23 protein-coding genes are annotated in these 25370 nt (G+C 65.5%); 10 read left to right on the plus strand and 13 right to left on the minus strand.

The annotated features are described in order from the left end of the window. Positions 1-93 precede the first annotated feature (93 nt). The 3 genes from efeB to efeU form a co-directional block, all read right to left on the minus strand. Positions 94-1509: an iron uptake transporter deferrochelatase/peroxidase subunit gene (gene efeB, locus AC25Y4_RS01270; protein ID WP_488118558.1), complete on the minus strand. Its 1416-nt coding sequence runs from the start codon at positions 1507-1509 to the stop codon at positions 94-96. Between the two features lie 7 nt (positions 1510-1516). Then, on the minus strand, positions 1517-2698 hold the full coding sequence (gene efeO, locus AC25Y4_RS01275) for an iron uptake system protein EfeO (protein ID WP_488118559.1): 1182 nt from the start codon (positions 2696-2698) through the stop codon (positions 1517-1519). Positions 2699-2759: 61 nt separating this feature from the next. Beyond that, positions 2760-3617, minus strand: coding sequence for an iron uptake transporter permease EfeU (gene efeU, locus AC25Y4_RS01280; RefSeq protein WP_488119504.1), 858 nt, complete (start codon positions 3615-3617; stop codon positions 2760-2762). Between the two features lie 176 nt (positions 3618-3793). On the opposite strand from efeU, the gene AC25Y4_RS01285 reads away from it, so the two are divergent. The 4 genes from AC25Y4_RS01285 (at position 3794) to AC25Y4_RS01300 (ending at position 7165) form a co-directional block, all read left to right on the plus strand. Beyond that, positions 3794-4225 (plus strand): hypothetical protein, encoded by a 432-nt coding sequence (locus AC25Y4_RS01285; RefSeq protein ID WP_488118560.1) that lies wholly within the window; start codon positions 3794-3796, stop codon positions 4223-4225. Between the two features lie 36 nt (positions 4226-4261). After that, entirely contained in the window at positions 4262-4585 is a 324-nt protein-coding gene (gene fdxA / locus AC25Y4_RS01290; protein ID WP_488118561.1) for a ferredoxin, read from the plus strand. Between the two features lie 8 nt (positions 4586-4593). Next, the gene (gene dapC / locus AC25Y4_RS01295; protein ID WP_488118562.1) at positions 4594-5709 is read left to right on the plus strand and encodes a succinyldiaminopimelate transaminase; all 1116 of its coding nucleotides are present in this window, start codon (positions 4594-4596) and stop codon (positions 5707-5709) included. A 151-nt stretch (positions 5710-5860) separates the two neighbouring features. Further along, on the plus strand, positions 5861-7165 hold the full coding sequence (locus AC25Y4_RS01300) for a citrate synthase (RefSeq protein WP_488118563.1): 1305 nt from the start codon (positions 5861-5863) through the stop codon (positions 7163-7165). Positions 7166-7245: 80 nt separating this feature from the next. On the opposite strand, the gene AC25Y4_RS01305 is transcribed toward AC25Y4_RS01300, so the two are convergent. Then, the gene (locus tag AC25Y4_RS01305) at positions 7246-9990 is read right to left on the minus strand and encodes a penicillin acylase family protein (protein ID WP_488118564.1); all 2745 of its coding nucleotides are present in this window, start codon (positions 9988-9990) and stop codon (positions 7246-7248) included. 114 nt (positions 9991-10104) lie between these two features. Next, positions 10105-11097 (minus strand): 2,3,4,5-tetrahydropyridine-2,6-dicarboxylate N-succinyltransferase, encoded by a 993-nt coding sequence (gene dapD, locus AC25Y4_RS01310; RefSeq protein ID WP_488118565.1) that lies wholly within the window; start codon positions 11095-11097, stop codon positions 10105-10107. A gap of 95 nt (positions 11098-11192) precedes the next feature. On the opposite strand from dapD, the gene dapE reads away from it, so the two are divergent. The 3 genes from dapE to AC25Y4_RS01325 are packed head-to-tail and all read left to right on the plus strand — an operon-like array spanning position 11193 to position 13740. Next, on the plus strand, positions 11193-12257 hold the full coding sequence (gene dapE, locus AC25Y4_RS01315) for a succinyl-diaminopimelate desuccinylase (protein WP_488119505.1): 1065 nt from the start codon (positions 11193-11195) through the stop codon (positions 12255-12257). Positions 12258-12262: 5 nt separating this feature from the next. Continuing rightward, positions 12263-13507 carry a hypothetical protein gene (locus AC25Y4_RS01320; RefSeq protein ID WP_488118566.1) on the plus strand — a complete coding sequence of 415 codons (1245 nt, stop codon included), beginning with the start codon at positions 12263-12265 and terminating at the stop codon, positions 13505-13507. A 59-nt stretch (positions 13508-13566) separates the two neighbouring features. After that, positions 13567-13740, plus strand: coding sequence for a DUF3117 domain-containing protein (locus AC25Y4_RS01325; protein ID WP_488119506.1), 174 nt, complete (start codon positions 13567-13569; stop codon positions 13738-13740). A gap of 260 nt (positions 13741-14000) precedes the next feature. On the opposite strand, the gene AC25Y4_RS01330 is transcribed toward AC25Y4_RS01325, so the two are convergent. After that, positions 14001-14630 carry an O-methyltransferase gene (locus AC25Y4_RS01330; RefSeq protein WP_488118567.1) on the minus strand — a complete coding sequence of 210 codons (630 nt, stop codon included), beginning with the start codon at positions 14628-14630 and terminating at the stop codon, positions 14001-14003. Positions 14631-14716: 86 nt separating this feature from the next. Here AC25Y4_RS01330 and AC25Y4_RS01335 point away from each other — a divergent pair, with 86 nt between their 5' ends. Continuing rightward, positions 14717-15121: a twin-arginine translocase TatA/TatE family subunit gene (locus tag AC25Y4_RS01335; RefSeq protein WP_488118568.1), complete on the plus strand. Its 405-nt coding sequence runs from the start codon at positions 14717-14719 to the stop codon at positions 15119-15121. 27 nt (positions 15122-15148) lie between these two features. On the opposite strand, the gene AC25Y4_RS01340 is transcribed toward AC25Y4_RS01335, so the two are convergent. From AC25Y4_RS01340 to AC25Y4_RS01360, 5 genes are all read right to left on the minus strand, one after another. Next, positions 15149-16699 (minus strand): succinic semialdehyde dehydrogenase, encoded by a 1551-nt coding sequence (locus AC25Y4_RS01340; RefSeq protein WP_488118569.1) that lies wholly within the window; start codon positions 16697-16699, stop codon positions 15149-15151. 81 nt (positions 16700-16780) lie between these two features. Beyond that, complete coding sequence (locus tag AC25Y4_RS01345; RefSeq protein ID WP_488118570.1) at positions 16781-17767, minus strand: hypothetical protein; 987 nt, start codon at positions 17765-17767, stop codon at positions 16781-16783. A 16-nt stretch (positions 17768-17783) separates the two neighbouring features. Then, positions 17784-18929: an Mrp/NBP35 family ATP-binding protein gene (locus AC25Y4_RS01350; protein WP_488119507.1), complete on the minus strand. Its 1146-nt coding sequence runs from the start codon at positions 18927-18929 to the stop codon at positions 17784-17786. Then, positions 18913-19482, minus strand: coding sequence for a DUF1003 domain-containing protein (locus tag AC25Y4_RS01355; RefSeq protein ID WP_488118571.1), 570 nt, complete (start codon positions 19480-19482; stop codon positions 18913-18915). Before AC25Y4_RS01355 ends, AC25Y4_RS01350 begins: the two co-directional genes overlap by 17 nt. Continuing rightward, a complete protein-coding gene (locus tag AC25Y4_RS01360) occupies positions 19469-20845 on the minus strand; it encodes a magnesium transporter MgtE N-terminal domain-containing protein (protein ID WP_488118572.1) in 1377 nt (458 codons plus the stop codon). The genes AC25Y4_RS01355 and AC25Y4_RS01360 overlap by 14 nt, the downstream gene beginning before the upstream one ends. Before the next feature lie 57 nt (positions 20846-20902). On the opposite strand from AC25Y4_RS01360, the gene AC25Y4_RS01365 reads away from it, so the two are divergent. Further along, on the plus strand, positions 20903-21592 hold the full coding sequence (locus tag AC25Y4_RS01365; protein ID WP_488118573.1) for a YflT domain-containing protein: 690 nt from the start codon (positions 20903-20905) through the stop codon (positions 21590-21592). A gap of 132 nt (positions 21593-21724) precedes the next feature. Here AC25Y4_RS01365 and AC25Y4_RS01370 read toward each other — a convergent pair whose 3' ends face one another. Together AC25Y4_RS01370 and AC25Y4_RS01375 are read right to left on the minus strand one after the other, a co-directional pair. Then, on the minus strand, positions 21725-23293 hold the full coding sequence (locus AC25Y4_RS01370; RefSeq protein WP_488118574.1) for an aminopeptidase P family protein: 1569 nt from the start codon (positions 23291-23293) through the stop codon (positions 21725-21727). Positions 23294-23297: 4 nt separating this feature from the next. Further along, positions 23298-24335, minus strand: coding sequence for an endonuclease/exonuclease/phosphatase family protein (locus AC25Y4_RS01375; RefSeq protein WP_488118575.1), 1038 nt, complete (start codon positions 24333-24335; stop codon positions 23298-23300). 160 nt (positions 24336-24495) lie between these two features. Here AC25Y4_RS01375 and AC25Y4_RS01380 point away from each other — a divergent pair, with 160 nt between their 5' ends. Further along, a complete protein-coding gene (locus AC25Y4_RS01380; RefSeq protein ID WP_488118576.1) occupies positions 24496-25365 on the plus strand; it encodes a PHP domain-containing protein in 870 nt (289 codons plus the stop codon). Positions 25366-25370: the final 5 nt, after the last annotated feature.

Below are 25370 nucleotides of genomic sequence, written 5' to 3' on the forward strand. Positions count from 1 at the left end.
CCTGGGGCGTTTTCGCGCGCCCAGCTGTGTGCGGGTGGTTTCGAGGCGACAGTTGAGCGGATGCCCGTCCGCGGGCCCGACAGGGAACTCGGCCTAGGCGAAGAGTTCAGCCCCGATGAACGAGCCTTCCGCCGCGCCGGCTGGCACCGCGAAGATGCCGGAGCCCACGTGGCGCACATACTCGTTCATGGCGTCGTTGGCCGCCAGCCGCGTCTGGATCGGAATGAACTGCGTGCGCGGATCGCGCTGGAACGCAATGAAGAACAGTCCGGCATTCAACCGACCGAGGTCGTCGTTGCCGTCGACGAAGTTGTAGCCGCGACGCAGCAGCACCGCCCCGTCATTCTGATCGGGGTGGGAGAGCGCGACGTGGGAGTCGACCGGGATGATCGGGGCGTCGCCGCGCCCGACCATCGCGAAGTCCGGCTCGCTGAACTCTGTGCCGCCAGAGAGCGGCTCGCCCTCACCCTTGGTGCGCCCGACGATGTTCTCCTGGTCACGCAGCGAGGTGCGATCCCAGGTCTCGATCGTCATGCGGATGCGACGGGCAACGAGATACGAGCCACCGGCCATCCACGCTGCACCGTCAGAACCGCTGGCCCAGATGTGTTCGTCGACCACCGCGGTGTCCTCCGACTTCACGTTCGCCGTGCCGTCCTTGAACCCGAAGAGGTTGCGAGCAGTGACCTGCGATCGGCTCGTCGATGACGTGCGCCCGAACCCCAGCTGCGACCAGCGAATGGATGCCCGGCCGAACGCGATTCGCGACAGGTTCCTGATGGCGTGCACGGCCACCTGGGGGTCGTCGCTGCAGGCCTGGATGCACAGGTCGCCGCCCGTTTGGGCAGGGACAAGCGCATCGGCCTGGAAGTGCGGCAGGTCGACCAGGGCGGCGGGCCGCCTGGAGGCCAGGCCGAAGCGGTCGACGCCATCCGCTGTGGCGAACAGGCCAGGGCCGAACCCGAACGTGATGGTGAGACCGGATGCCGGCAGGTCGAGCGCCTCGCCCGTGTCGTCCGGCGGGGCGTCGTATGGGCCGGTGGCCGGGCCGTATGTGCCCGCAGAGCCGCCCGTCGTCATGCGTGCGGCGGCAACGGTCCAGTCCGTGAGGAGTTCGATGAGCTCATCTCGGCTGATGTTGCCGACGTCGTAGCTGGCGAAATGCAGGCGGTCCTGGGCCGGCGTGACGATGCCGGCCTGGTGCGCACCGTAGAACGGATAGACCGTTGACCCGTTCGGGGCGCTGGTCGCCGCGATGACCGCCCTGTCGCCGGCCACACCTGCGGCAGCGCCGACCAGGCCGGCGCCGACGCCGATCCCGGCAAGCCCGAACAGACCGCGTCGCGACAGGCCGCGGTTCTGCGTGTTGTGGCCCTGCCGGGCGGGGGAGTGCGGCTGATCAGCTGCTGCAGTCGAATCCGCTGACGCTGACGCCGACGCTGACGCTGACGCCTCAGTGCCAACATGCGGAGATGTCGGCTCTGGGGCGTCGGTCGTGTCGTCGGTCATCTCACGCCTAGCCAACCAGAACGGCGGTGAGCGTGCTGAGCGGTTCGCTCAGGGCGTTCACACCGTCGGCGAGGTCCTTCACCTGCGTGGCGGACAATTCGTCGTAGTACGTGAAACCGCCCTCGAGGCTGCCGTAGGCGGCGAGCTGCGTCTCGAGGCTGTCGAACCGGCTGTCGAGGGTGCTGACGAGGTCTGCGTCCTTCGCCTTCACGATGTCGCGAACGCCTTCATATGCGACCCGGGCGCCTTCGAGGTTGGCCTGGAAGTCCCAGAGGTCAGTGTGCGACCAGATCTCTTCTTCGCCGGTGATCTTGCCGCTTGCGACCTCTTCGAGGAGGCCGATCGCGCCGTTGGAGATCGAGTCGATCGTCACGCTGTAGTCGGTGGCGTGCACGGCGTCGTAGAGCTCCTGCGTGTTGGCGGTGAGCTTGTCTGCGTAGTAGCTGCGTTCCTCTGGCGTGAGGGCGACGTACTCTGCGCCACCGTTCTCGGCGGCTGTCGGCGGGAAGAGGTCCTTCTCGATGCGGTGCCAACCGGTCCATTCGTCGCCTTCTGCGACGTCGGCCTCACGGAAGTCGATCTGCGGGTCGAGGTCGCCGAATGACTCTGCGACCGGTTCGATGCGCTCGTAGCTGGCCCGCGTCGTCGGGTACAGGGCGCGTGCCGTCTCGTCATCCCCAGCCAGGTAGGCGTCGAGGAACGTCTGGGTGCCTGGCACCAGCTGGCCGACCTGGTCCTTGATGTACGCGACGTAGTTGACCGCTGCGGCGTCGATCTGCTCCTGCTCGTCGCCTGCGAGTGACACGTCAGACCCGGTCACCGTGAACGCTGCCTTGCCGACGCCATCGCCAACCATGCCCGGCTTGCAGACCGTGAAGTAGTCGCCGGGCTGCGCTCGCACGACGAGGTTCCGCGTGACGCCTGGGCCCACGTTCTCGACCTCGCCGACAATGCGAAGACCGTCGTCAGCCAGCAGATAGAACTCGCTGACCTCATCCGTTTCATTCGACACGCTGAACGACACCGTTCCGCTGGCGGCGGTGTTCGCAGACACGGCGCAGTCGCTCGCCGTCGATGACACCGTGAGACTCGAGCCTTCGCCCTCTGCTGTGGCGTTCTTGACGCAGCCGGATAGCAGCAGTGTCGCCGCTGCAAGCGGTGCAACGAACAAAATGGCGCGATTTCTCAAGGGATTCTCCTGCTGGTTGTGGCTGAAGCACGCGGCATGCGGTGGCGCGTGGGAACGATTTTCAGACGGATGCCGGAACTCTCAGTTCCGGCGTGGCCGACTGGCGCGGCACGGGACCGCCTGAGCGGCTCTTCACGATGAAGATGGTCAGGGTGGGGACCAGGTACAGCGTCCACACGATCAGTTCGAGCCAGGTGGTGGCCGGTGAGAAGTTGACGGTGCCCTTCAGCAGGGTTCCGTACCAGCTGCCAGGCGGGATGGCGCCGCTCACGTCAAAGGCGAGGCTGTTCAGGCCGGGAAGGACGCCTGCTTCCTGCAGGTCGTGCACGCCGTACGAGAGCACACCGGCGGCCACGATGATGAGGAAGACACCGGTCCAGGTGAAGAAGCGGGACAGGTTGATGCGCAGCATGCCCTTGTAGACGAACCAGCCGAGTACGACGGCGGTCAGGATGCCGAGGCCTGCGCCAAGGAGGGGGAGCGTGGTCTCGCCGGTCGCCTGCACGGCGGCCCAGATGAAGAGTGCTGTCTCGATGCCCTCGCGGCCAACGGCGAGGAACGCCACCAGGACGAGTCCGAGCCCAGACCCGACGATGTGCTTGTCGATGCTGCCGTGCAGGTGACCCTTGAGGTCGCGAGCCGTGCGCAGCATCCAGAAGACCATCCAGGTCACCAGGCCCGTGGCGATGATCGACAGCAGCCCGCCGATCGTCTCCTGCGCCTCAAAAGTCAGACCGTAGGTGCCGAAGGTGAGAAGCGCCCCGAGGCCGAGGGCGAGCAAAACCGCAAGCCCGATGCCTGCCCAGATGCGCGGCAACACGTCTCGGCGGTCGATCTTCACGATGTACGCGATAAGAATCGTTACGACGAGTGCGGCTTCAAGACCTTCACGCAGGCCGATCAGGTAATTTGCGAGCACGGGAGCTTTCAGGTTTGGCGACAAGAAGAATGGTAAGGCTATCCTAAGCGGATTCGACTCTAGCCCGTGATGCCCGGGGTGTCCAGCTAAGATTTTCCCTAGGAAGAGCCGCGCCGCGGTGGCACACCACCGCGAGCCCGCCAGGGAACAGCGCGTCAGGAAACAGAGGAACACAGATGGTCGACCAAGGCACTTTCGACGTTGAGCCGCCGACGGTCACCAGCAGACTGGTCTCTGCTGCCATCGTGCTCCTCGTCGGCATCGTCTACGGCGTCCTCGGCACCATCGCGCACCAGACAACGGTGTCGATTGCGGGCGTGGCGTTCCCGATCGGGTTGATCCTGGCCGTCCTTGGGGCCTCTGCGCTGTTGATCGGGCTGCGCCTGATCCAGGTGGGGCGTCTCCTGCTCGGCCTGTGTGCCCTCGGGATGCTGCTCACCATCTTCGTTCTGTCGCTCAAGAGTGCGGGCGGTTCGGTGCTCGTTCCCGCCGGTGTGCCAGGCACGATATGGACCATCGTGCCGACGCTGGTTGCAGCCATCACGCTGGCCTGGCCGAATCTGCCGCCGCGAGCCGACAGGGCCGCCACGCATTCAGAGAAGGCTTAGACTGGTTATCCAGCTCGTGAAGGGAACCACACCACTGTGACGTACGTCATCGCTCTTCCTTGTGTCGATGTCAAAGACCGTGCCTGCATCGACGAATGCCCGGTTGACTGCATCTACGAGGGCGAGCGTTCCCTCTACATCCACCCAGACGAATGCGTCGACTGCGGTGCCTGCGAACCCGTCTGCCCCGTCGAGGCCATCTACTACGAAGATGACCTGCCAGAGCAGTGGGCCGACTACTACAAGGCCAACGTCGAGTTCTTCGACGACGTTGGATCCCCGGGTGGAGCCGCCAAAGTTGGCGTCATTCCGAAGGACCACCCGGTCATCGCGGTTCTGCCGCCCCAGGTCCAGCACTAAAGCACGACGTGCTCGCCGCTCTTCCTGACTACCCGTGGGACCAGATGGTTCCGTTTGCCACGCGCGCACGCGCCCACGCCGACGGCATCGTCGATCTCTCGATCGGGTCCCCAGTCGACGCGACGCCAGAGCTCATCCGTCGCTCGCTTGCCGAGGCAACGGATGCCCACGCCTACCCGCAGACGGCGGGAACCCCGCAGCTGCAGCAGGCGATTATCGACTGGTACGCCCGCCGCAGGGGAGTGACGGGGCTCACCGAGAAGAACGTGCTGCCGACCATCGGCTCAAAGGAGCTCGTGGCGCTGCTGCCGTTCATGCTCGGCATCGGCCAGGGCGACACGATCGTGCACCCGAAGGCCGCCTATCCCACCTACGCGATCGGTGCCGCAATCGCTGGGGCGGATGCCCTGGCCTCAGACGACCCTGCTGAGTGGCCGGCATCCACTGCCCTGATCTGGTTGAACAGCCCAGGCAACCCCGATGGTCGCGTGCTCACCGTCGACTACCTGCGCGCGGCTGTCAGGCGCGCCCGCGAACTCGACGCCGTGATCGTGAGCGACGAGTGCTACGCAGAGCTCGGCTGGGACGGCCAGTGGGCCAGCGAGCCGATCCCGAGCATCCTCGATCCTCGCGTGATCGAGGGCAGCCGTCACAACGTGCTGGCGATCTACTCGCTGAGCAAGCAGTCGAACCTCGCCGGCTACCGCGCTGCTTTCGCGGCCGGCTGCAGCCAGGTGCTGCAGCGTGTGTTGACCGTTCGCAAGCACGCCGGCCTCATGCTCCCAGCGCCTCTCCAGCACGCCATGGTGACGGCGCTCGGCGACGACGTGCATGTGGCAGAGCAGAAGGAGCGCTACCGCGCCCGCAGGGACGTGTTGCGCCCCGCGCTCATCGACGCCGGCTTCCGCATCGATGACAGTGAGGCTGGCCTCTATCTGTGGGCGACGGCAGGGGTCGACGCCTGGGAGTCGATCGCTCGGCTGGCGGAACTCGGCATATTGGCTGGCCCTGGCCCGTTTTACGGTGACTACTATCCCCAGCACGTGCGATTCTCGCTCACAGCAACGGATGAGCGGATTGCTGCCGCGGCAGAGAGGCTGCGCGCCTCTGTAGACAACGTCTAACGATGCGGCCCCGCTGTTAGCGGGTGCAACAGTAGGCGACCAAGCGGATTAGGCTGTAGAAGGTTGACGTTGCCCAGCACCAGAAGTGTTCTGCGGCGGTCCGCCACCGATACCAGGCACAAGCAGCCAGCTTAAAGATTCAGGAGGCGCCGTGAGCGACGTCGCAACACCGTCCAACGATCCGCAGAAGGCAACACTCACCTACCCGGGAGGAACCGCAGAGTTCCCCATCCTGCGGAGTGTTGACGGGGCGTCGAGTCTCGACATTTCGACGCTGACCCGCCAGACAGGTCTCACCACACTCGACTACGGCTTCGTGAACACCGCGGCCACGCGCTCGGCGATTACCTTCATCGATGGTGAAGAAGGCATCCTGCGCTACCGCGGTTACCCGATCGAGCAAATCGCGAAGAACTCGAGCTACCTCGAGACCGCGTGGCTGCTCATCTACGGTGAGCTGCCGACCGAGAGCGAGCTGTCCGACTTCGACCACCGCATCCGTCGCCACACGCTGCTGCACGAAGACCTCAAGCATTTCTTCAGCGCCCTGCCGCACAACGCGCACCCCATGTCGGTGCTGTCGAGTGGCGTGTCTGCGCTGTCGACGTACTACCAGGACTCGCTGAACCCGAAGAACCCTGAGCACGTCGAGATCGCGACGGTTCGCTTGCTCGCCAAGCTTCCGGTCATGGCTGCATACGCGCACAAGAAGAGCATCGGCCAGGCCTTCCTGTACCCAGACAACTCGCTGAGTTTCGTCGACAACTTCCTCAAGCTGAACTTCGGCACCCTCGCGGAGCCCTACGAGGTCAACCCGGTCGTCAGCAAGGCGCTCGAGCGCCTGCTCATGCTGCACGAAGACCACGAACAGAACGCGTCGACGTCGACCGTTCGCCTCGTCGGGTCGACGGAGGCCAACCTGTTCGCCTCTGTCTCCGCCGGCATCAACGCGCTGTTCGGCCCGCTGCACGGCGGCGCCAACGAAGCAGTACTCTCGATGCTCCAGGACATCAAGGACTCCGGTGAGGGCGTTGCAAAGTACGTCGAACGTGTGAAGAACAAGGAAGCCGGCGTCAAGCTGATGGGCTTCGGACACCGGGTCTACAAGAACTACGACCCGCGCGCGAAGCTTGTCAAGGAGAGCGCCCACGAGGTACTCGCCGCGCTCGGCGTGCAGGATGACCTGCTCGACATCGCCATGGAGCTCGAGCAGTACGCGCTGAACGACGACTACTTCAAGGAACGCAAGCTCTACCCGAACGTCGACTTCTACACCGGCGTCATCTACAAGGCCATGGGATTCCCGACGCGCATGTTCACCGTGCTCTTCGCGATCGGCCGCCTGCCGGGCTGGATCGGCCACTGGCGCGAGATGAACGAAGACACCGCGACGAAGATCGGCCGCCCGCAGCAGCTGTACATCGGCTCAGGGGCGCGCGACTACCCCGTCCGCTAAGGCGGCACGTCAATAGAAACCACATCGTTCAGGGAGGCCAGCCGGCCTCCCTGAACTGCGTTAAGCCTGCCCGACGTGTCTTACGGCGTGAGGACCAGCGTGTTCGTCGCCGCCTTCGCAACGGCGTCCAGGCTGAAGAGCCACTCCCTGGTCTTGCCGTGCTGCCACAGCGGCGTCTGGTCGGTGTAGTTCGGGTGGTAGGCATGGCCTGATGCCCCGGTGAGGTTGATCCACGTCGACTCGTCGAAATCGGCCAGGCTGATCACCTGGCGCATCGACGGTACCCAGTTGACCTCATACCCCTCCGTTGCCGACCACGCCATGGCGTTGACGACGGATGACCCGCCCCCGACCTCGTATGGGCCGCGGTTGAAGAGCCACTCGATGGGCGCGATGCCCGACTGCCCGAAACTGCCGTTGGTGAGGCTCAGGGTGTGGAGGCTTCCCCACTCCCAGGTGGACTCGCGCGAGCCCAGGAGGTCGACGGCTTCTGCGGCGGCTTCGTCCAGCGCATCAGACAACACAGCGTCGCGGCCGGTGACGCCGGTGCGATCGCTCTTCCACCAGGGCGAATCGGGCTGTTCGAGGAGCGGAATCACCACCTGGAACGATCGGTCACCACCGGTGAGCTGGGTGCCATCGGGCAACGATCCGAACATGTCGTCGAGCAATACGCGCCAGACGATATTGAAGTAGGCAGCCGCTGCTGAATCGTCGTCGACCGAGAAATCCCAGCCATCGAACAACGCTTGCGCCTCTGCGGTGGCGTCATCGCGTGAGGTGTCGATGGCCTGCAGGTGCGGCACGAGGGCGGCCGCGATGGCACTGAAATTGTCTGACTGGATGTCGCTCATGTCGGCAGCGGTCAGCGGCACCCCCGCAGTGATGAACTCCTGCAGCCGGTTTGTGATCTGCGTGGCGCGGTAGCCGGCATCCCAGTCAGCGGTGAGGAACGCCGGGTAGTCGGCCGGCGTCGCCGCATTGTTCGCCGTCACGATGAAGCCGCTTGGTGGGTTGTAGAGCGTTGGAAGCTGCTCGAAGGGGATTGTGCCACTCCAGCCGTATTCGCTGGTCCAGCCGGGCACGGGGAGCGTGCCATCGCCACGCGTGCGGATGGGGATGCTCCCAGGAGCCTGGTAGCCGATGTTGCCCTCGACGTCGGCGTAGATCAGGTTCTGCGACGGTACTTCGAACAGTTCGGCTGCGGCGCGGAAGCTCGTCCAGTCCGTTGCAAGGGCCATGGCGAAGATAGCGGATGCCGTCGTGCCGGGGGTGAGGGCCGCCCACTGCAGTGACAGCTCATACGATGCAGCGGGCGGCGTCGCATCCGCTGCCGTCTCAGCGCTGCCGTCGGCAGCCGTGTCGGCCGCGGTGCCTGTGCCAGCTGCAGTGTCTGTGCCGGCTGGCGCCTCTTCGCTGAGGTCTGGCATATCTGCGGCCACCGGATACTCCGTCGAGATGCTCGCGAAGTCGGTGCCGACGAGTGAGCTGACGATCGGCCCGTGCCCCGTCGACCTGATTTCGATCTTCACAGGGTCACCGCCGGCGACCGTGATCTTCTCGTTTCGCACCGTGAGCGGCAGCTGCTGGCCGTCGTACTCGTAGGTGTCTCCGGTGACCTTTTCGACATACAGGTCGGCGACGTCGGGGCCCAGGTTCGTGAAGCCCCATGCGACGGTGGCATTGTGGCCGATGATGATGCCAGGCATGCCGGAGAAGCTGTAGCCGGCCAGGTCGAACGGGCAGTCCGGGCTGACGGTCTCGCAGCGGAGGCCCACCTGGTACCAGACGGAGGGCAGCGCAGGGCCGAGGTGCGGATCGTTGGCCAGCAGCGGCTTACCGCTGTCGGTGAGGGCGCCAGAGACGACCCAGGAGTTCGAACCGATCTCCCCGCCCGCAGGTCCAAGCAGCTCTGGAACGCTCGCCAGCGCGGCACGCAGGCTGTCCAGCGGGGTCGCCAGGTCCGCGGCGGATGCTGCGGCGTCAACTGTGGCAGTGCCGGCCGTGTCAGCGCTGGCAGCGGTGTCGGTGCTGGCAGCCGTCTCAGTGCTGGCAGCCGTGTCCGCTGCCGCGGTCTCTGCGTCGTCGGCCGGAATCACGGCGGGCAGGCCACCGAGGATTGTCGGCTGTGACGCGAAGTCGAACGCCGGATGCAGAACGCCGATATCGGTCGCCGCCAGTTCGGTGGACAAGAGCGAACGATCGATCTCGTCGTCGAGGTTCGACCTGAGGTCCCATGCCATGGCTTTCAGCCAGGCCACCGAATCGGCTGGGGTCCACTTTTCGGGGGTGTAGCCGGGGTTCTGCAGGTCGAGCACGGCGTACTCGAGTGAGATGTCCGCACCTGAGTGCTCATCGAGGTACTCATTCACGCCATCGGCGTATGCCTGGTAGTAGCCGAGCGTCACTGGATCGAGAAGGGCGACCTCCTGCTCGGCGATCGCTCGCCAGCCCAGGGTGCGGATGAAGGCATCCGTTTCAACCTGGCTCTCGCCGAACAGCTCTGACAGGCGGCCAGAGGTGACGTGGCGTCGGAAATCCATCTCCCAGAAGCGGTCCTGCGCGTGCACGTAGCCCTCTGCCATGAAGAGATCGGCCGGCGTTGTGGCCACGATCTGGGGAATACCGGCGTCATCGCGGTAGACCGTGACATCGGCCGACAATCCAGGTACCTGCACCTCGCCGCTCAGCTGTGGGAAGGAACGGGTGACCGTCCAGACCCCGACGCCGCCGGCAACAATGGCGAGTACCACCACCACGCCGAGGGTGATCAGCGCAGGCTTGTATCGTCTGCGCCTCTTGCTGCGCGGTGCGTCGGTTCCCACGTCACTCCCTCGTGATTGCTGTGCGGTGCTCGTGCTCGTGCCGTGCGTGTGCGGTGCTGGTGCGATGCTACTGCGGGTGGTGCTGCAAAGCGGGAATGTGTTGGAGCGTAAACCTTAGGCGTGCAGGGCGTCGTTCAAGACGACACCCGTGCCGCTTCTCGGCAGTACCTCGACCGCTCCCGTGAGGGAGTTGCGGCGGAAGAGGAGATTCGGAACGCCGGAGAGCTCGACGGCCTTCACCGTGCGGCGGGCGCCGTCAGCGGTGCGCGTCTCGTCGAGCACGACAACCTTGGTGCCGGCCGTGACGTAGAGCCCGGCCTCCACGACGGTGTCGTCGCCGATGGAGATGCCGATGCCGGAGTTGGCGCCGAGGAGTGCGCGCTCACCGATCGAGATGCGCTGCGTTCCGCCGCCGGAGAGCGTGCCCATGATGGATGCGCCGCCGCCGATGTCTGAGCCGTTGCCGACCACGACGCCCTGTGAGATGCGCCCTTCCACCATGGAGGCGCCGAGGGTGCCGGCGTTGAAGTTGACGAAGCCCTCGTGCATCACCGTTGTACCAGGGGCCAGGTGTGCGCCGAGGCGAACGCGGGAGGCGTCCGCGATGCGCACGCGGTCTGGCGTGACGTAGTTGAGGAGTGGCGGGAACTTGTCGATGCCTGATGCCTGGATTCCGGCGCGCTGCAGCAGGGGGCGCAGGCCGTCGAAGTCGGCGGGCAGCACGGGGCCGGCGTTAGTCCAGACCACAGAGGGGAGGTGCGCGAAGATGCCGTCGAGGTTGAGTGTGTTCGGGCGCACGAGCAGGTGCGACAGCAGGTGCAGGCGCAGGTAGGCATCCGGGGTGTTGCTGGGGGCGGCATCCAGGTCGATGACCGTGGTGATGGCGTCAAGCCGCACGTTGCGCCTGGCATCCTCCCCGGCCATCTCTTCGAGTTCGGCTGGGACGATCCACCGCTCGCGGTCCTCCGGCAGTGCGCCGAGGCGCGGGGCCGGGTACCAGGTGTCGAGGACGGTGCCGTCGCCGGCAATGGTGGCAAGTCCGTACCCCCAGGCCGTGGAGTGTGATTCGGCGGGAGCGGTGATCTCGGAGTCGGGGGTGGTTGCCATGCATCTAGATTAGTAGGGTGCCCGATAATGCCGAGTCCTCCGTCACAGCGCCCGCCGATCTCAACGCGGGCAGCCCGCAGTCCGCTTCCCTTGACCTGACTCTCGGGTCAGTTGAGCTGACCCGGATCATCTGCGACATGGAGTCGGTGTCTGGAAACGAGACAGCGCTGGCGGATGCCATCGTCGCCGCGCTCGCCGCGTACCCCCACCTCGAGATCATCCGCGACGGAGACACGATCGTGGCCAGGACCAACCTGGGACGTGCGGAGCGCGTGGTCATCGCCGGTCACATCGACACGGTTCCCCTCAACAACAACCTCCCGACCCGCTTCGAGACGATTGACGGCGTCGACTACCTCTGGGGACGCGGCACCGTCGACATGAAGGCCGGCGTCGCTGTGCAGCTGAAGCTGGCAGCCGAGCTGGTCGATCCAGCCGTTGACATCACCTGGATGTGGTACGACAACGAGGAGGTCTCGTCAGACCTCAACGGGCTCGGGCGACTGGCTCGTAACCGCCCTGACCTGTTCGCCGGCGACTTCGCGATCCTCGGCGAACCGAGCAACAGCCAGGTCGAAGGCGGCTGCAACGGCACGCTGCGCGCCGAGATCCGCACATTTGGGCGCAGGGCGCACTCCGCGCGCAGCTGGGTGGGGGAGAACGCCATCCACAAGGCAGCGCCCATCCTGGCGACGCTGGCCGCATACGAGGCGCGCGAGGTCGAGGTGGAAGGCCTGGTCTATCGCGAGGGACTCAACGCTGTCGGGATCACGGGTGGCATTGCCGGCAACGTCATCCCAGACGAGTGCATGGTCCACGTAAATTACCGGTTCGCCCCGAGTCGCAGCGTTGAGGAGGCCATCGCGCACCTCGACGAGGTCTTCCCCGGCTACGACATCACGGTCATCGACAGCGCTGCGGGCGCTCGCCCTGGCCTTGATGCCCCGCTGGCGCAGCAATTCCTGGCCGCCGTTGGTGCTGAGCCACGCCCCAAGTACGGCTGGACGGATGTCGCGCGCTTCTCCGCGCTTGGCGTGCCGGCCGTGAACTACGGGCCAGGCGACCCCCTGAAGGCCCACGCTGACGATGAGCGGGTGGCACTCACCCAGATCGTCGAGTGCGAGAACGGCTTGAGGTCGTGGCTCAGCGCCACCATGTGACCGGCATGACGTCCCTCACGCCCGCAGTGCCGACGACGCGAGCCACGCGCACGACGCACTGGCTTCCCGTCTCGTGGCGCGTCCGCTATCGACTGACGCCGTGGTGGGCGCGGGTACTGGTCGTCTGGGCGCTGTCCAGGGTGGTCACCACGACGCTGGTGCTGATCCTGGCCAGTGTGCAGGGGGCCAACGCGTGGACGGGCGCCCAGCCCGGCTATGCAGATTTCGCGAACATGTGGGACGGCCGCTGGTACAACATCGTTGCCGTCGGCGGATACCCGTCGCAACTGCCGCTCACCCCAGAGGGCGAGGTCGCCGAGAATGCCTGGGCGTTCATGCCTGGATACCCGGTGGTCGTCCGGCTGCTCATGATGCTGAGCGGTCTGCCGTGGGCGCCGGTCGCTGTCTTCGTCTCCGTGGCGTTCAGCCTCGGCACCGCGCTCGTCTTCTACCGGTTGATGGTGAAGTTCCTGCCAGCATCCACCGCGCTCTTCTCCGTGGTGCTGTTCTGCGTGGCTCCGCTGTCGCCGATCCTGCAGTTCGGCTACGCGGAGTCGATGAACCTGTTCTTCCTGACCCTCGCGCTCCTCCTGCTGGTTGAGCGTCACTATGCCCTGCTGTTCCCGGTGATCACGGTGATGGCCCTCACTCGGCCGAGCGGGCTTGCCTTTGCGCTGGCGCTCGGGCTGCACGTGGTGCACCGGTGGTTCACCAGGCAGCGCGATCCGTTCCCGGTGCGGGAACGGGTGCTGGCGGTATCCGTTGCAGTCTTCAGCGGGCTGATGGGCCTGGCGTGGCTCCTGGCCGCATGGGCGGTGACCGGTTCGATGAGCGCCTATACCGATACGGAGCTCGCCTGGCGTTCGGCCTACATCGGGTATCAGGAACTCATTCCATTCACGGCATGGTTCCAGAGCGGTGTCTGGTGGTTCGGAATGCCCCAGGGCATCATCATCGTGATTGTCGTGATCGCGCTGTTCGCCGTAACAATGTTTCTGCCGGCCGTTCGCCGCCTCGGCGTCGACCTGCGCTTCTGGGTGTTGAGCTACGCGCTCTACCTGCTCGCGGTGTTCTTCCCGCAGTCGAGCACGTTCAGGCTGCTCATGCCAATGTTTCCGTTGCTCGGGGCGGTCGCACAGCCCCGAAATACGATCTACCGGGTATTCCTCGTCATAGCCTCCATTGGGGGCCAGTGGGTCTGGTTATTGATCTGCTGGGGAGTCGATGGCGCCGATTGGACACCGCCGTGATTATTGTCTAGGCGAAAAATGGTCGATAATGGAAGAACACTCGAATGGAAGGGGAGTTCATGGCGGCCATGAAGCCACGGACCGGAGACGGGCCAATGGAGGCTGTAAAGGAGGGGCGCCTCATCATCGTGCGTGTACCGCTCGAGGGGGGTGGGCGACTCGTCGTCTCTGTGAACGACGCTGAGGCTCTTGAGCTTCACGATGCGCTCGCCGGGGTCGTGAACCCCGCGTAATAGCTTTATCAATCGGCTGTGCAGCTTCTGCTGCACAGTCGATTGCTATTTAACCCGTCTCCGCTGGTTCGAGGCGACAATGGATGTCGCGCAGAAGGCCACGTATGTCGCGCAGCGGGCCACCGTGTAGCGAATACAGGATGAATCGAGCAACTGTCACCGAATACAGGACAGATCGCGCTCTCTGCGGCAATGTTTCCGGTTTTCGCGACAGGCCTGGCGGCACCCTCGATCACGTCTGTGAAGCCGAGTGCGGCGCGCTACGCCCGCTTGGTCATCTGGAGCAGGCCGTCTCCAACGGGGGAGAGGGCGCTCACGACGGCGCCAGAGGGGGCGATCTCCGTGAGGAGCGTGCGGAAGCCGGTGGCAACCTCATCGCGCTGCGTTGGGTCTGCGACGCGGCCACGCCACAGGGCGTGCGCCACGAGCAGGGTTCCGCCTGGCCGGGTGAGGCGCAGGCCGTGTTCCACGTACTCGATGACGGACTGCGGGTCGGCATCGATGAAGACGATGTCGTAGGAGTTCTCATTCATCCGTGGCAAGACGTCGCCGGCCTTGCCCGTGATCAAGCGGATGCGATTGGCCATGATGCCGGCTTCAGCGAAGCTGACCCTGGCGTGCTGCTGGTGGTCGATCTCGGTGTCGATTGACGTGAGGGTCGCGCCAGGCGCACCCGTGAGCAGCCACATGCCTGATACGCCGGCGCCGGTGCCGACCTCGAGGATGCTCTGCGCATTGGACGCGGCGGCGATGACAGCGGTCTGCGCACCGACGGCCGGCGCGATGGCGTCGATGCCGAGCTCAAGGGACTGCTGCCGTGCCCGGGCAATGGCATCGGTCTCGACGACGAAATCGTCGGAGAATTTCCAGTTCAGTTCTTTGTCAGACACAGTGCGCTCCAGTAGATGATTAGGACTACCTTACGGCCGGCTGGGTGCTGGCACGGGGAGGCCTCGCCGCAGGTTATCCTGATGTGATGTTCGGGTTGACTATGGAGAAGGTCCTTTTGATAGGGATCATTGCTGTCTTCCTGCTCGGACCGGAAAAACTTCCGCACTACGCGGCCAAGTTCGGGCAGCTTGTTCGTCAGCTTCGTGACATGGCCAACGGGGCCAAAGACCGCATGCGCGACGAGATGGGTCCGGAGTTCGACGATGTCGACTGGAAAAAGCTCGACCCGCGTCAGTATGACCCGCGCCGGATCATCCGCGAAGCCCTGGCCGATGACGACCCTGCGGTCAGCGGCACCCCCGCATCGGCTGCTGCTGCCACGATTTCTCGGGCGCCGAATCAGAACGGGGCCTACCTGCAGCGGAAGCGTGCGCGCGAGAGCGCGCTGACGGCCACCGAGCCGACCCCGTTCGACTCAGAAGCCACCTAACGCTGAGCCCCCTGGCACCGCAGTCATCTAGCGGCGGCGGATTGCCTTCAGGATGCCAGACATCAGCAACATCGGTGCCGCCAGCTGCCCGAACTCCTGCCCGGTGCGGGGAAGCTGTACCAACCCGGTTGCCCGCGAGATCGTGACCGGATTGACGAATCGAAGCAGACCCTCGTGGCCGTTTCGGCGCCCGAGGCCCGAACCCTTCACGCCGCCCATCGGCGCATCGACCGTGCCGAACGAGCCACGGTAGCCCTCGTTGATGTTGACGCTCCCGGCCTCGATCGCGCTGGCCACCTGCATTGCTCGCCGAGTGGAGCCCGACATGACTGACGCGTTGAGGCCGTATGCACTGTTGTTGGCGGCGATGATGGCTTCCTGGTCTGAATCGACGATGGCGATCGACACGACAGGACCGAACGTCTCGTTGGCGAAGCAGTCCATCTCCGGCGTGACATCCGTCAACACCGTCGGTTCGAAGAAGAACGGTCCGACATCAGGTCTGGCGCGGCCGCCGGCCAGGACGGTCGCTCCCTTGGACACGGCATCGTCGACGTGCGCGGTGACGTTGTCGAGCTGGGTCTGTGTGGTCAATGAGCCCACATCGGTCGCGTAGTCGAAGGAACGACCAAGCTTCAGCGACGACACGACAGTGCTGAATTCGGCGATGAATGCGGCCGAAACCGATCGCTGCACGTAGATCCGCTCGATCGACACGCACAGCTGCCCGAGCGAGGAGAAGCACGCATAGGCGGCATCCTTCGCGGCCTTCTTCACGTCGACGTCGTCCAGCACGATCAGCGGATTCTTGCCGCCGAGTTCGAGAGAGACACCCGTCAAGTTCTCGGCGGCCTGCACAGCCACGCGCTTGCCGGTCGCCGTCGACCCTGTGAAGCAGATGTAGTCGGCCTGCGCAGTGACGGCGCTGCCGATTTCGGATCCCTCACCGGTGACGACGGCCCACAGCTCGGCGGGCACCCCGGCCTCGATGTAGGCGCTCCGGAGCGCCAGGATGCTGAGGGCACCCTGGTTGTCGGCCTTCTGCACGACGCCACAGCCAGCCGCGAGGGCAGGGACGACATCCATTGCAGCGAGGCTCAGCGGATAGTTCCACGGGGTGATGATCCCGGCGACGCCCTTCGGGCTGTATCGCACCCTGGTCGTCACGATGAACGGGAGGGCGGATTGTCGGCGCCCACCTTTCAGCACGTCACGGGCCGAGAGCGCGTTGTAGCGGGTGACACTCGTTGACTGGAAGACCTCCTCGAACGCCTGCCCACGGGTCTTGCCCGTCTCAGACTGCACGAGGTCAAGCAACAATTCCTTGCGCTCGATGATGAGGTCATGAGCACGCAGCAGAACAGCGCGACGGTGAGCGAACCCTGCCCTGGCCCACGCCAGCTGGGCGAGGCGCGCGCGGCCGTATGCGCTCTGCACATCGGCGGTGCTGCTGGTGGGAAGCTCATGCAGTACCTGCCCGCTGAACGGAGCGATGACGGGCACGGTGAGTCCGGTGGTTGAGGTGATTTCGCGATCAAGCGCGGCGATGAGCGTGTGATCGAGCGGGGAAGCTGCCATGGTCGCCAGTCTAGGTCAGACGCCCCAGTTGAAGCTCATATGCGGTGAGCGGATGCAGCAGCCTATGCAGCTGCCTCTACATCAGTAGGCGCAGTAGTCGGCGATCCAGTCGTAGATCTCGCTGCGCACAGTGTCTGGCACAGCCACATCGATCTGGCCGGCACGCTGACCGAGTTCTCCGCCCGTCACCGACACATCGACGGGGAACACGGTGCCTCGCTTGTCCTCAGCGACGGCGTGCGGGTCGCACCGTGTCGGCCGCAGGTCGAGCGAGATCGTGAGCGGCACAGACGAGGCGGAAACGGATGCGCCCACCGGCCAGCCCTCACCCGTCGGTCCGGCGAGCAAGACCGTGCCCCCGACCGAGTTCACCTCGATCGTTCCGGTGGAGCCGGTCGGGGTGAGCACGATATCGACCAACGCCACCGACTCTGGTCCGTCGCCCTCCACCCGCAGCTGGTCGCTCGCCACCGCGCTGGCCACCGCGCTCACCGCCGCGTTCAGGCAATCGTCAGCAGAGATCCGGGCAATCGCTCCCGTATCGTCGAGCGGCGTGACGGATGCCTGCACATCGTCTCCGCCCGGCTCTCGCCAGGTCAGTGTCACGGTCGCGCTGTCCGCCGTGCTGGCGCTGTCTGTCGTGTGCGTGCCTCCACCGGCATCCGTGGGCTCGGCCGGCGCTGTTTCGGCCGGAGCTGTTTCGGCCGAACCAGTGCAGACCGGCGCCGCCAGGGCGACGGGCAGATTCCGCCTCATGCCGGGGGAGAGCACGAGGTCGTCCGAGTAGCTGGCGGGCCCCGCGAACAGCGGGGAGGCGAACGTTGCATCCCGCAGGTCGAAGTCGGCTTCCCCGTTGTTGGAGACGCTCACCTGGAGCGTGCGGGTGGCGTAGTCGAACCTGCCCTGGAAAATTCGTACGCTGACCCCTGCCGGCAGCGCGGCATCCGTTGCCCCATCAACCGCAGGGGTCGGACTGACGCACGCCGTGACTGTGAGGCAGAGCAGGAGCGCGCCGGTAACGGCACGAGCGCGCGTTCCCCGACCAACGATTCCCCCATGCTCGTTCATCGCGGCGCCGATCCCACTACCGCCGGGTGACCGACAAGCTCAGGCCGGAGAGGCCGCGTGCCCTGGTGGCCAGGATGTCGGCCACAGAGCTGATGGCGACGCTGGCGGGGTCTGCAGGGTCGGCCAGCACAACGGGAACCCCATCGTCACCGCCGCTTCGCAGCGCGACGCTCAGCGGCACCTGGGCCAGCAGGGGAACGGGAGTGTCCTGTCCCTGGCTCAGGCGGAGAGCGACGTCTGCGCCGCCCCCTGAACCGAACAGGTCGAGGATGCTGCCATCCGGCTGGGGCAGGCCAGCCATGTTCTCGATGACCCCGTAGAGCTTCTGGCCGGTCTGCCTGGCGACGACGCCGCTGCGCTCTGCGACGTCGGCTGCGGCGGGCTGCGGGGTCGTCACGACGATGACCTCAGCATGCGGCAGCAGCTGCCCAACGGAGATCGCCACGTCGCCGGTGCCGGGCGGCAGGTCGAGAAGGAGGACATCGAGATCGCCGAAATAGACATCCGTCAAGAATTGCTGGATGGTGCGGTGCAGCATGGGCCCTCGCCACGCCACAGCCACAGACGCGTCGTCGACGAACATGCCAATGGAGATGACTTTCACGTCGTGTGCGACCGGCGGCAGGATCATGTCGCCCACCTGGGTGGGCTTCACCCCGTCGAGGCCGAGCAGGCCGGGGATCGAGAAGCCGTGCACATCCGCGTCGACGATGCCGACTTTCAGGCCCCTGCGTGCGAGCGCGACAGCAAGGTTGGCCGTGACCGTCGACTTGCCGACGCCGCCCTTGCCGCTCGTGATGGCATAGACGCGCGTCAGCGAATCAGGGCCGAACTGCACGCCGCGCGCGGCCTTGCCACCCCGCAGCTTCTCGGTGAGGGCCTGGCGCTGCTCGCGGGTCATGATGGCGACCTCCACCACCGCGTTGCCGGTGCCGGCAACAGACTCAGCGGCCGCCAGCACGTCGCGCTCGATGCGATCGGCTGCAGGGCAGCCGGCAATGGTCAAGCGGATGCCGACGGTCACCAGCCCGGCATCATCGACCTGCACGGACGACACCATGTCGAGCTCGGTGATGGGTTTCCGGATCTCCGGGTCGGTCACGCGCGTCAGCGCAGCCGTGACCCGTTCAACCGTCGACGAGGCATCACTCAGCGCCGGCATGGTTGCGTCCTTTGGAACTGTCACGTTCTGCCTGGTCCTTGCCTGGCAGCTCGTCGTTGTCGTGCGACTCCAACTGCTCGACCAGCGTACGCAGCTCAGCGCGGATGAAGTCCTTTGATGCCATGTCCTTGATCGCCAGGCGCAGCGCGACGACCTCACGGGCCAGGTACTCCGTGTCGGCCAGGTTGCGCTCCGCACGCTGGCGGTCCTGCTCGATCTGCACGCGGTCGCGGTCGTCCTGCCGGTTCTGCGCCAACAGGATCATGGGTGCCGCATACGACGCCTGCAGGGAGAGAACCAGCGTCAGCGCGATGAAGCCGAGCGCTGCGGAGTCGAAGCGCAGGTGCTCAGGGCCGAGGGTGTTCCAGAGGATCCACGCGATGGTGAACAGGGTGAGACCGGCGAGGAACCATGGCGTGCCCATGCCGCGGGCGATGGATTCGGTGAAGCGCCCAAACCGGTCGCTGCCGGTACGACCGCGCCCAACGAGGGGAGTCGTCCGCAGGCCTTTCGGTGCGTCGAGACGAATATCGGTCTTGCTAGCTCGTGCCATTGGTGCTCCTCCTTCCTCGTAGCATCCGCCCGCCCTGTGCGGGGTCTGCGGGAGTCGATCCGCCCGGAAGCGGGATACTGCCTGTTGTCAGCTGGGTTCTGGCTGCCGCGCGCCTTCGCACGTCGTCGTTGCCGTCCTGACTTCGCCAGTCGTCGGGTAACAGGTAATCGAGAACATCATCAATGGTCACCACCCCGACGAGTCGGCGGTTTTCATCGACGACGGGCACGGAGACCAGGTCGTAGCTTGCAAGAATGCGGGAGACCTCTGCGGCAGACGTGTCTGCGGTCACCGGGTCGAGGCCGGCGTCGAGCAGCGTGCCGAGGCGCTCGTGGGGTGGGTAGCGCAGCATCCGCTGGAAATGCACCATGCCGAGAAAACGACCGGTCGGCGGTTCATACGGGGGAAGCGTGACGCAGATGGCAGCGCCGAGGGCAGGGGCCAGGTCGTGACGACGGATGAGGGCGAGGCCCTCTGCCACCGTCGCGTCTGCCGACACGATGATGGGCTCTGTGGTCATGAGTCCACCGGCGGTGTCAGGGGCATACGTCAGCAGGAAGCGGACGTCGTCTGCTTCCTCCGGCTCCATGAGGTCGAGCAGCTGTTCGCCACGCTCCTCTGGAAGTTGCGCAATGAGGTCGGCGGCGTCGTCTGGCTGCATGTGGTCGAGCACGTCAGCGGCACGGGCGTCGCCCAGTTGGGTGAGGATGCCGACCTGCTCGCTTTCGGGCATTTCCTCAAGCACATCGGCGAGACGGTCGTCAGGAAGCTCACCGGCAACCTCGAACATCCGCTCCTTTGGCAGGTCGAGCAGTGTGTTCGCGAGGTCGGCCGGCTTCAGGTCTGAGTAGGTGGCGATGAGCTGCTCGGCGGACTGGGCCTCGCCGACCGTGGTCTTCTCACGCACATCGCTCCAGCTCGTGAACACCGTCGCGCCCTTGGCGAACGGTGACGGGCTGGTCTTTGGACGACGCACGAAGAGCTGGCTGATAGCCCACTCGCCCTGATCGGTCTCCTCGATGGCAACGTCTTCGACGGTGGCCTCGCCTGAGCCGTCGTTGAAGACGACCTTGCGCCCGAGCATTTCTGCGATCACGCGCACTTCGCCGCCGCGCTGTTCGAACCGGCGCACGTTGATGAGTCCTGTGGTGATGATCTGGCCGCTGCCGATGCTGGTGACGCGCCCGATGGGCACGAACACGCGGCGCTTTCCCGGAATTTCGACGATCAGGCCGACAACGGTGGGCGGGTCACTTTTTCGATAGACGACCAGTACGTCTCGCACCTTGCCGACGCGGTCACCCGCGGGGTCGAAAACGGTACACCCGGCCAAACGGGCGACGAAGACTCTGGAGGCACTCACAGGTACAAACCTATGCCACTCGCCTGTGTTTTCCTGACCCCGTGGAAGAATGGAGCCATGAGTAATCAGAGGACGTTTGGTGGCCGCGGTCAAGGTCTCTTCCCGACACTGCCCAAGGGAGACGTCGTCGCGACCTACGAAACCTACGTTGAGGCGCAGGCTGCGGTCGACACGTTGGCGAAAGCGGACTTTCCCGTGCGCCAGCTGTCCATCGTCGGCAATGACCTCAAGAGCGTCGAACGCGTGACCGGCAAGCTCACCTGGGGCCGTGTCGCCCTTGCTGGCGCGGCATCCGGTGCCTGGCTCGGTGTGTTCTTCGGATTGCTGTTCTTCATCTTCTCGCCCGACGGCGCCGGGCTGCCGTTCGTGCTCGCCGCCGTACTGATCGGTGCCGGTTTCGGAATGCTCTTCGGTGTCGTCAGCTATGCGGTCAACCGTCGCCGCCGCGATTTCACGTCGACGATGCAGGTCATTGCCGCCAACTACCAGGTCATCGCGGAATCGGGCCTTGCGAATCGTGCCCGCAACCTGCTGGCCGGGCAGGCCACCGCAGCGGAGGCCGCGCAGACCGAGGCACCCGCTCCGCACCCGTCAGACCCGCCGCGCGCCTTCGTGCCGCCGGTGGCGCCGCCGACCACCCCGCCTGCCGACACTCCAACGGATGCGACGCCGCCCGCAGCAATTCCGCCCGCAGCAACCCCACCGATCGACTCTCCTGACGCCGACGGCACTCGCCCACAGGTCTAACCACCCAAGCTCATCATCCGAGTGCACCACCCGTTAACGCGAAAGCGCACTTTACGTCGCTCTACCTTTCGGTAAGCGACACAAAGTGCGCTTTCGTGTGCTGGGTGTTCCGTGCTGGGTGCTGCAGGGCAGCTAGCTCAGGCGGGCGATCCAGGCCTCAACGTCGGTCGATGACCGGGGGATGCCGATCGACAGGTTCTCAGCGCCATCCGCTGTGACGAGGATGTCATCCTCGATCCGTACGCCGATGCCACGGAATTCCTCTGGCACGGTCAGGTCGTCCGGCTGGAAGTACAGTCCCGGTTCGATGGTGAAGACCATGCCGGCCTCCATCACGCCGTCCATGTACATGTCACGGCGAGCCTGGGCGCAGTCGTGCACGTCGAGGCCGAGGTGGTGGCTGGTGCCGTGCACCATGTAGCGGCGGTGCTGGCCGTTCTCCGGCTGCAGTGCTTCCTCAGCAGAGACGGGCAGGATGCCCCACTCGGCGGTCTTGCGGGCGATGACCTCCATGGCGGCGGCGTGCACCTCACGGAAGATGACGCCGGGGCGCACAACGGCGAATGCCGCATCCGCTGCCTCGTGCACTGCGTCGTAGATGCGGCGTTGCACGTCGGTGAACGTGCCGTCGACGGGCAGGGTGCGGGTGATGTCTGCCGTGTAGTAGCTGTCGACCTCGACGCCGGCATCGACCAAAATGACGTCGCCTGGCACGACGGGGCCGTCGTTGGTGGTCCAGTGCAGGATGCAGGCGTGCGGGCCGGATGCCGCGATCGTGTCATACCCGACGGTGTTGCCGTCGAGGCGTGCGCGTGTGTTGAACACGCCCTCGACCAGACGCTCACCGCGTGGGTGGCTGCTCGAGCGCGGGAAGTCGCGGATGACGTCTTCGAAGCCGAGCGCTGTGGCGTTGACGGCCAGGCGCATCTGCTCGATCTCGTAGCTGTCCTTCACCAGGCGCAGCTCTGAGAGGTCGCGGGCGAACTGGGCGTCAGGCTCGTGCTCAGAGTTGACCTCGAGGCTGAACGGGGCGTCGCTTGCGTTGTTGCTGAGTGCCTTCTCTGCGGCGAAGCGGATGCGGGCATCATCGACGAGCGCCGTCAGCTCCGGGTCGGCCTCCCGCACCACAAGCGTTGAGCTGTCGACAGCGGCGAGCACCAGGTCGAAGTCGGCGATGCCGCGTACCGTGAGGCCGAGGTCGCTGGAGACCTGCGCCAGCGACGGGCGCGAGCCGATCCAGAACTCACCGATGGTGGGGTTGGCGTAGAACTCGTTGGACTCGCGGCCGGCGCGCTCCCTGAAGTACAGGGTGGCGTCGTGTCCGGTCGCCGTCGGCTCGAGTACGAGCATGGCGCCGGGCTCTGAGTCGCTGCCCCAGCCGGTGAGGTGCGAGAACGCGGAGTGCGCGCGGAACGCGTAGTCGCAGTCGTTCGAGCGCTGCTTCAAGTGGCCGGCAGGGATGATCAGGCGCTGGCCCAGATACAAAGCTGAGAGGCGCGCGCGTCGCGCTGCGGCAAATGGCGCCTGCTCGCGGGCGGGAGGAAGCGTGTCCTCTCGCTCCGCCCAGCCGCTGGAGATGTAGTTCTGGAACGTGTCCGAACTCGGAGTGGTCGACCGGTTCGCGTTCGGGCGAGCGGTGGCGGCCGAGTCTGGGCCTGGGGTAGCTTCTGTGGAGCTAGCGGTGTTGGTGGAGTCTGCCATGTTGTTATTCTCTCATTCTGGCGACGATCGGGCGGTGGTCGCTCCCCGCGTCATCCTGGGTGCGGATGACACTCAAGCTGTCGAAAGTCCAGTTTTCCGTGGCCAGCACGTGGTCGATTGGGGTGCCGAGCACGGCGGGTGCGGTGGCAGGCCAGGTGCCGATTCCGGCTGAGTCGGTCTGCACGCCGGCATCACGACAGTTGCCAAGCACCGTATCCGACAACACAGAAGCGGATGCCCCACGCCCGGCCATGTGGTCAACCGTCGCGTTGAAATCGCCGGCCATGATGACATCCGCTCCCTGGCACTGGGTGGCGAGCCAGTCGAGGTCGACGCGCCAGTTGGCCATCTCCTCCTCGACCGGTGCGACGCTGTGCACGGCAACGAGGGTGGGCCCGCTTCCGCTCACGGGGCTGGCGACCACGGTCGGCAGCACGGCGGTGTTGCCTGGGGCGCCGGGCGCCTGGCTGTTGCTCAGTGTGTATTCGCCCAGCGCTGAACTGACCAGCAGCGTCGTCGACCTGGCCTTCGAGACGAGGTCGAATGCCACGGTGAACACCTGCATGGGGGTGCCGGCCTGCGCCATGGCATCGGCAACGGCCGTGCCGGTGATCTCCGTTGTCTCTGGCAGGGCAACGATATCGGCGCCCTCTGCGATCGCGAGCTCGGCGATGACGGCTGCCCCCGGCGCGTCTCCGAGCGTGTTCCAGCTCAGCACGGTGAGCTCGCTCGCAGACTCTGTGGCGACAGGGGCCGCGGCGGAGTCAAAACCACGGACGCCGAGAATCACGCCGTTCGCCACGGCGAACACGAGCATGAGGGCGGCGAGCGTTCCGGCCAACGCGCGGAACGGGGGGATGAGGCGGATCATGAGCAGCACGACGATCGAGGCGCAGGCGACGGCGATGCCCAGCCCCCTGAGGGAGACCGCCTGCGCGACGAGCCAGCTGTTCTGCAGATCGAAGAGCTGGGGCCAGGTGAGGATCAGGAGCCCGACAGCCACAGCCAGAACGATGAGGGTGTTGAGCAGACGGAAGATCATGACTCCACAAGAGTAGGCGACGAGACTGGAGTTTTTCTGGCTCTGTCCGCAGAATTGCTCGCTGAATTCTCCTGCTGGATGCCCTGGCTGGCCCCTTGTACTGCGGCGTGTGTGATTGCCATCCCACGGGGGCTTCGACAATCGCAACTAGCATGGGGGGATGGCAGTTGACTGGCGTTTTCGCACTCCCATCGACTTGCACACGCACTCGAGTGTCTCCGATGGCACAGAGTCACCAGCGCAGCTGATCAGGGCGGCGAAAGCTGCCGGACTCGGCACCGTTGCGCTCACCGACCATGACTCGACGGCTGGGTGGGCTGAAGCCACTGCAGCAACGCTCGGAACCGGTCTCACGCTCATCCCAGGCATGGAACTCAGCACCCGCGTCAACTACGCCAGCGTGCACCTGCTCGTCTACCTGTTCGACCCGACCAATGCGGCGCTCGTCGCAGAGACCGCTCGGATTCGCCACGCACGTCTCGTGAGAGCGGAGCAGATGGTCAATCGGATCGGGGAGGACTACGAACTCAGCTGGGATGACGTGCTGGCGCAATCAACGGATGGCGGCACGATCGGACGCCCGCACATCGCCGACGCTCTCGTCGCCCGCGGACACGCGCTCACGCGCAGTGAGGCCTTCGCGGGCATTCTGCACTGGAAGGCCGGCTACTATCAGCCGCACTATGCGCCGGATCCGCTCGATGCCGTCACCATGGTGCGGGCGGCTGGGGGAGTGCCGGTGCTTGCGCATCCCGCCACCCGCAGTGTCGCCGACGTCGTGCCTGAGGCCAGGCTCGCGAAGCTTGTCGACGCAGGGCTGTTCGGTCTTGAGCTTGACCACAGGGAAAACAAGCCAGACGCAACGGCGCGGCTTCGCGTGCTTGCGGCGACGTATGGCCTGGAGATCACCGGGTCGAGCGATTACCACGGCTCTGGCAAACCGAATCGTCTCGGGGAAAACACAACGGCGCCCGACGTGCTCGAGAAGATCATCGAGCAGGCGACGGGCGCCGAGCCGGTATACGGCTAGTGCTG

Source organism: Leifsonia sp. Y878, assembly GCF_057669685.1.

What these genes read in the sequence shown, in the direction of transcription:
- AC25Y4_RS01285 (WP_488118560.1), top strand. Translation starts at nt 3,794, where the DNA reads ATGGTCGACCAAGGCACTTTCGACGTTGAGCCGCCGACGGTCACCAGC.
- efeB (WP_488118558.1), bottom strand. Translation starts at nt 1,509, where the DNA reads ATGACCGACGACACGACCGACGCCCCAGAGCCGACATCTCCGCATGTT.
- AC25Y4_RS01345 (WP_488118570.1), bottom strand. Translation starts at nt 17,767, where the DNA reads ATGAACGAGCATGGGGGAATCGTTGGTCGGGGAACGCGCGCTCGTGCC.
- AC25Y4_RS01370 (WP_488118574.1), bottom strand. Translation starts at nt 23,293, where the DNA reads ATGGCAGACTCCACCAACACCGCTAGCTCCACAGAAGCTACCCCAGGC.
- dapD (WP_488118565.1), bottom strand. Translation starts at nt 11,097, where the DNA reads ATGGCAACCACCCCCGACTCCGAGATCACCGCTCCCGCCGAATCACAC.
- AC25Y4_RS01340 (WP_488118569.1), bottom strand. Translation starts at nt 16,699, where the DNA reads ATGGCAGCTTCCCCGCTCGATCACACGCTCATCGCCGCGCTTGATCGC.
- AC25Y4_RS01320 (WP_488118566.1), top strand. Translation starts at nt 12,263, where the DNA reads ATGACGTCCCTCACGCCCGCAGTGCCGACGACGCGAGCCACGCGCACG.
- AC25Y4_RS01375 (WP_488118575.1), bottom strand. Translation starts at nt 24,335, where the DNA reads ATGATCTTCCGTCTGCTCAACACCCTCATCGTTCTGGCTGTGGCTGTC.
- AC25Y4_RS01325 (WP_488119506.1), top strand. Translation starts at nt 13,567, where the DNA reads ATGGCGGCCATGAAGCCACGGACCGGAGACGGGCCAATGGAGGCTGTA.
- AC25Y4_RS01355 (WP_488118571.1), bottom strand. Translation starts at nt 19,482, where the DNA reads ATGGCACGAGCTAGCAAGACCGATATTCGTCTCGACGCACCGAAAGGC.
- AC25Y4_RS01350 (WP_488119507.1), bottom strand. Translation starts at nt 18,929, where the DNA reads ATGCCGGCGCTGAGTGATGCCTCGTCGACGGTTGAACGGGTCACGGCT.
- AC25Y4_RS01335 (WP_488118568.1), top strand. Translation starts at nt 14,717, where the DNA reads ATGTTCGGGTTGACTATGGAGAAGGTCCTTTTGATAGGGATCATTGCT.
- AC25Y4_RS01365 (WP_488118573.1), top strand. Translation starts at nt 20,903, where the DNA reads ATGAGTAATCAGAGGACGTTTGGTGGCCGCGGTCAAGGTCTCTTCCCG.
- AC25Y4_RS01380 (WP_488118576.1), top strand. Translation starts at nt 24,496, where the DNA reads ATGGCAGTTGACTGGCGTTTTCGCACTCCCATCGACTTGCACACGCAC.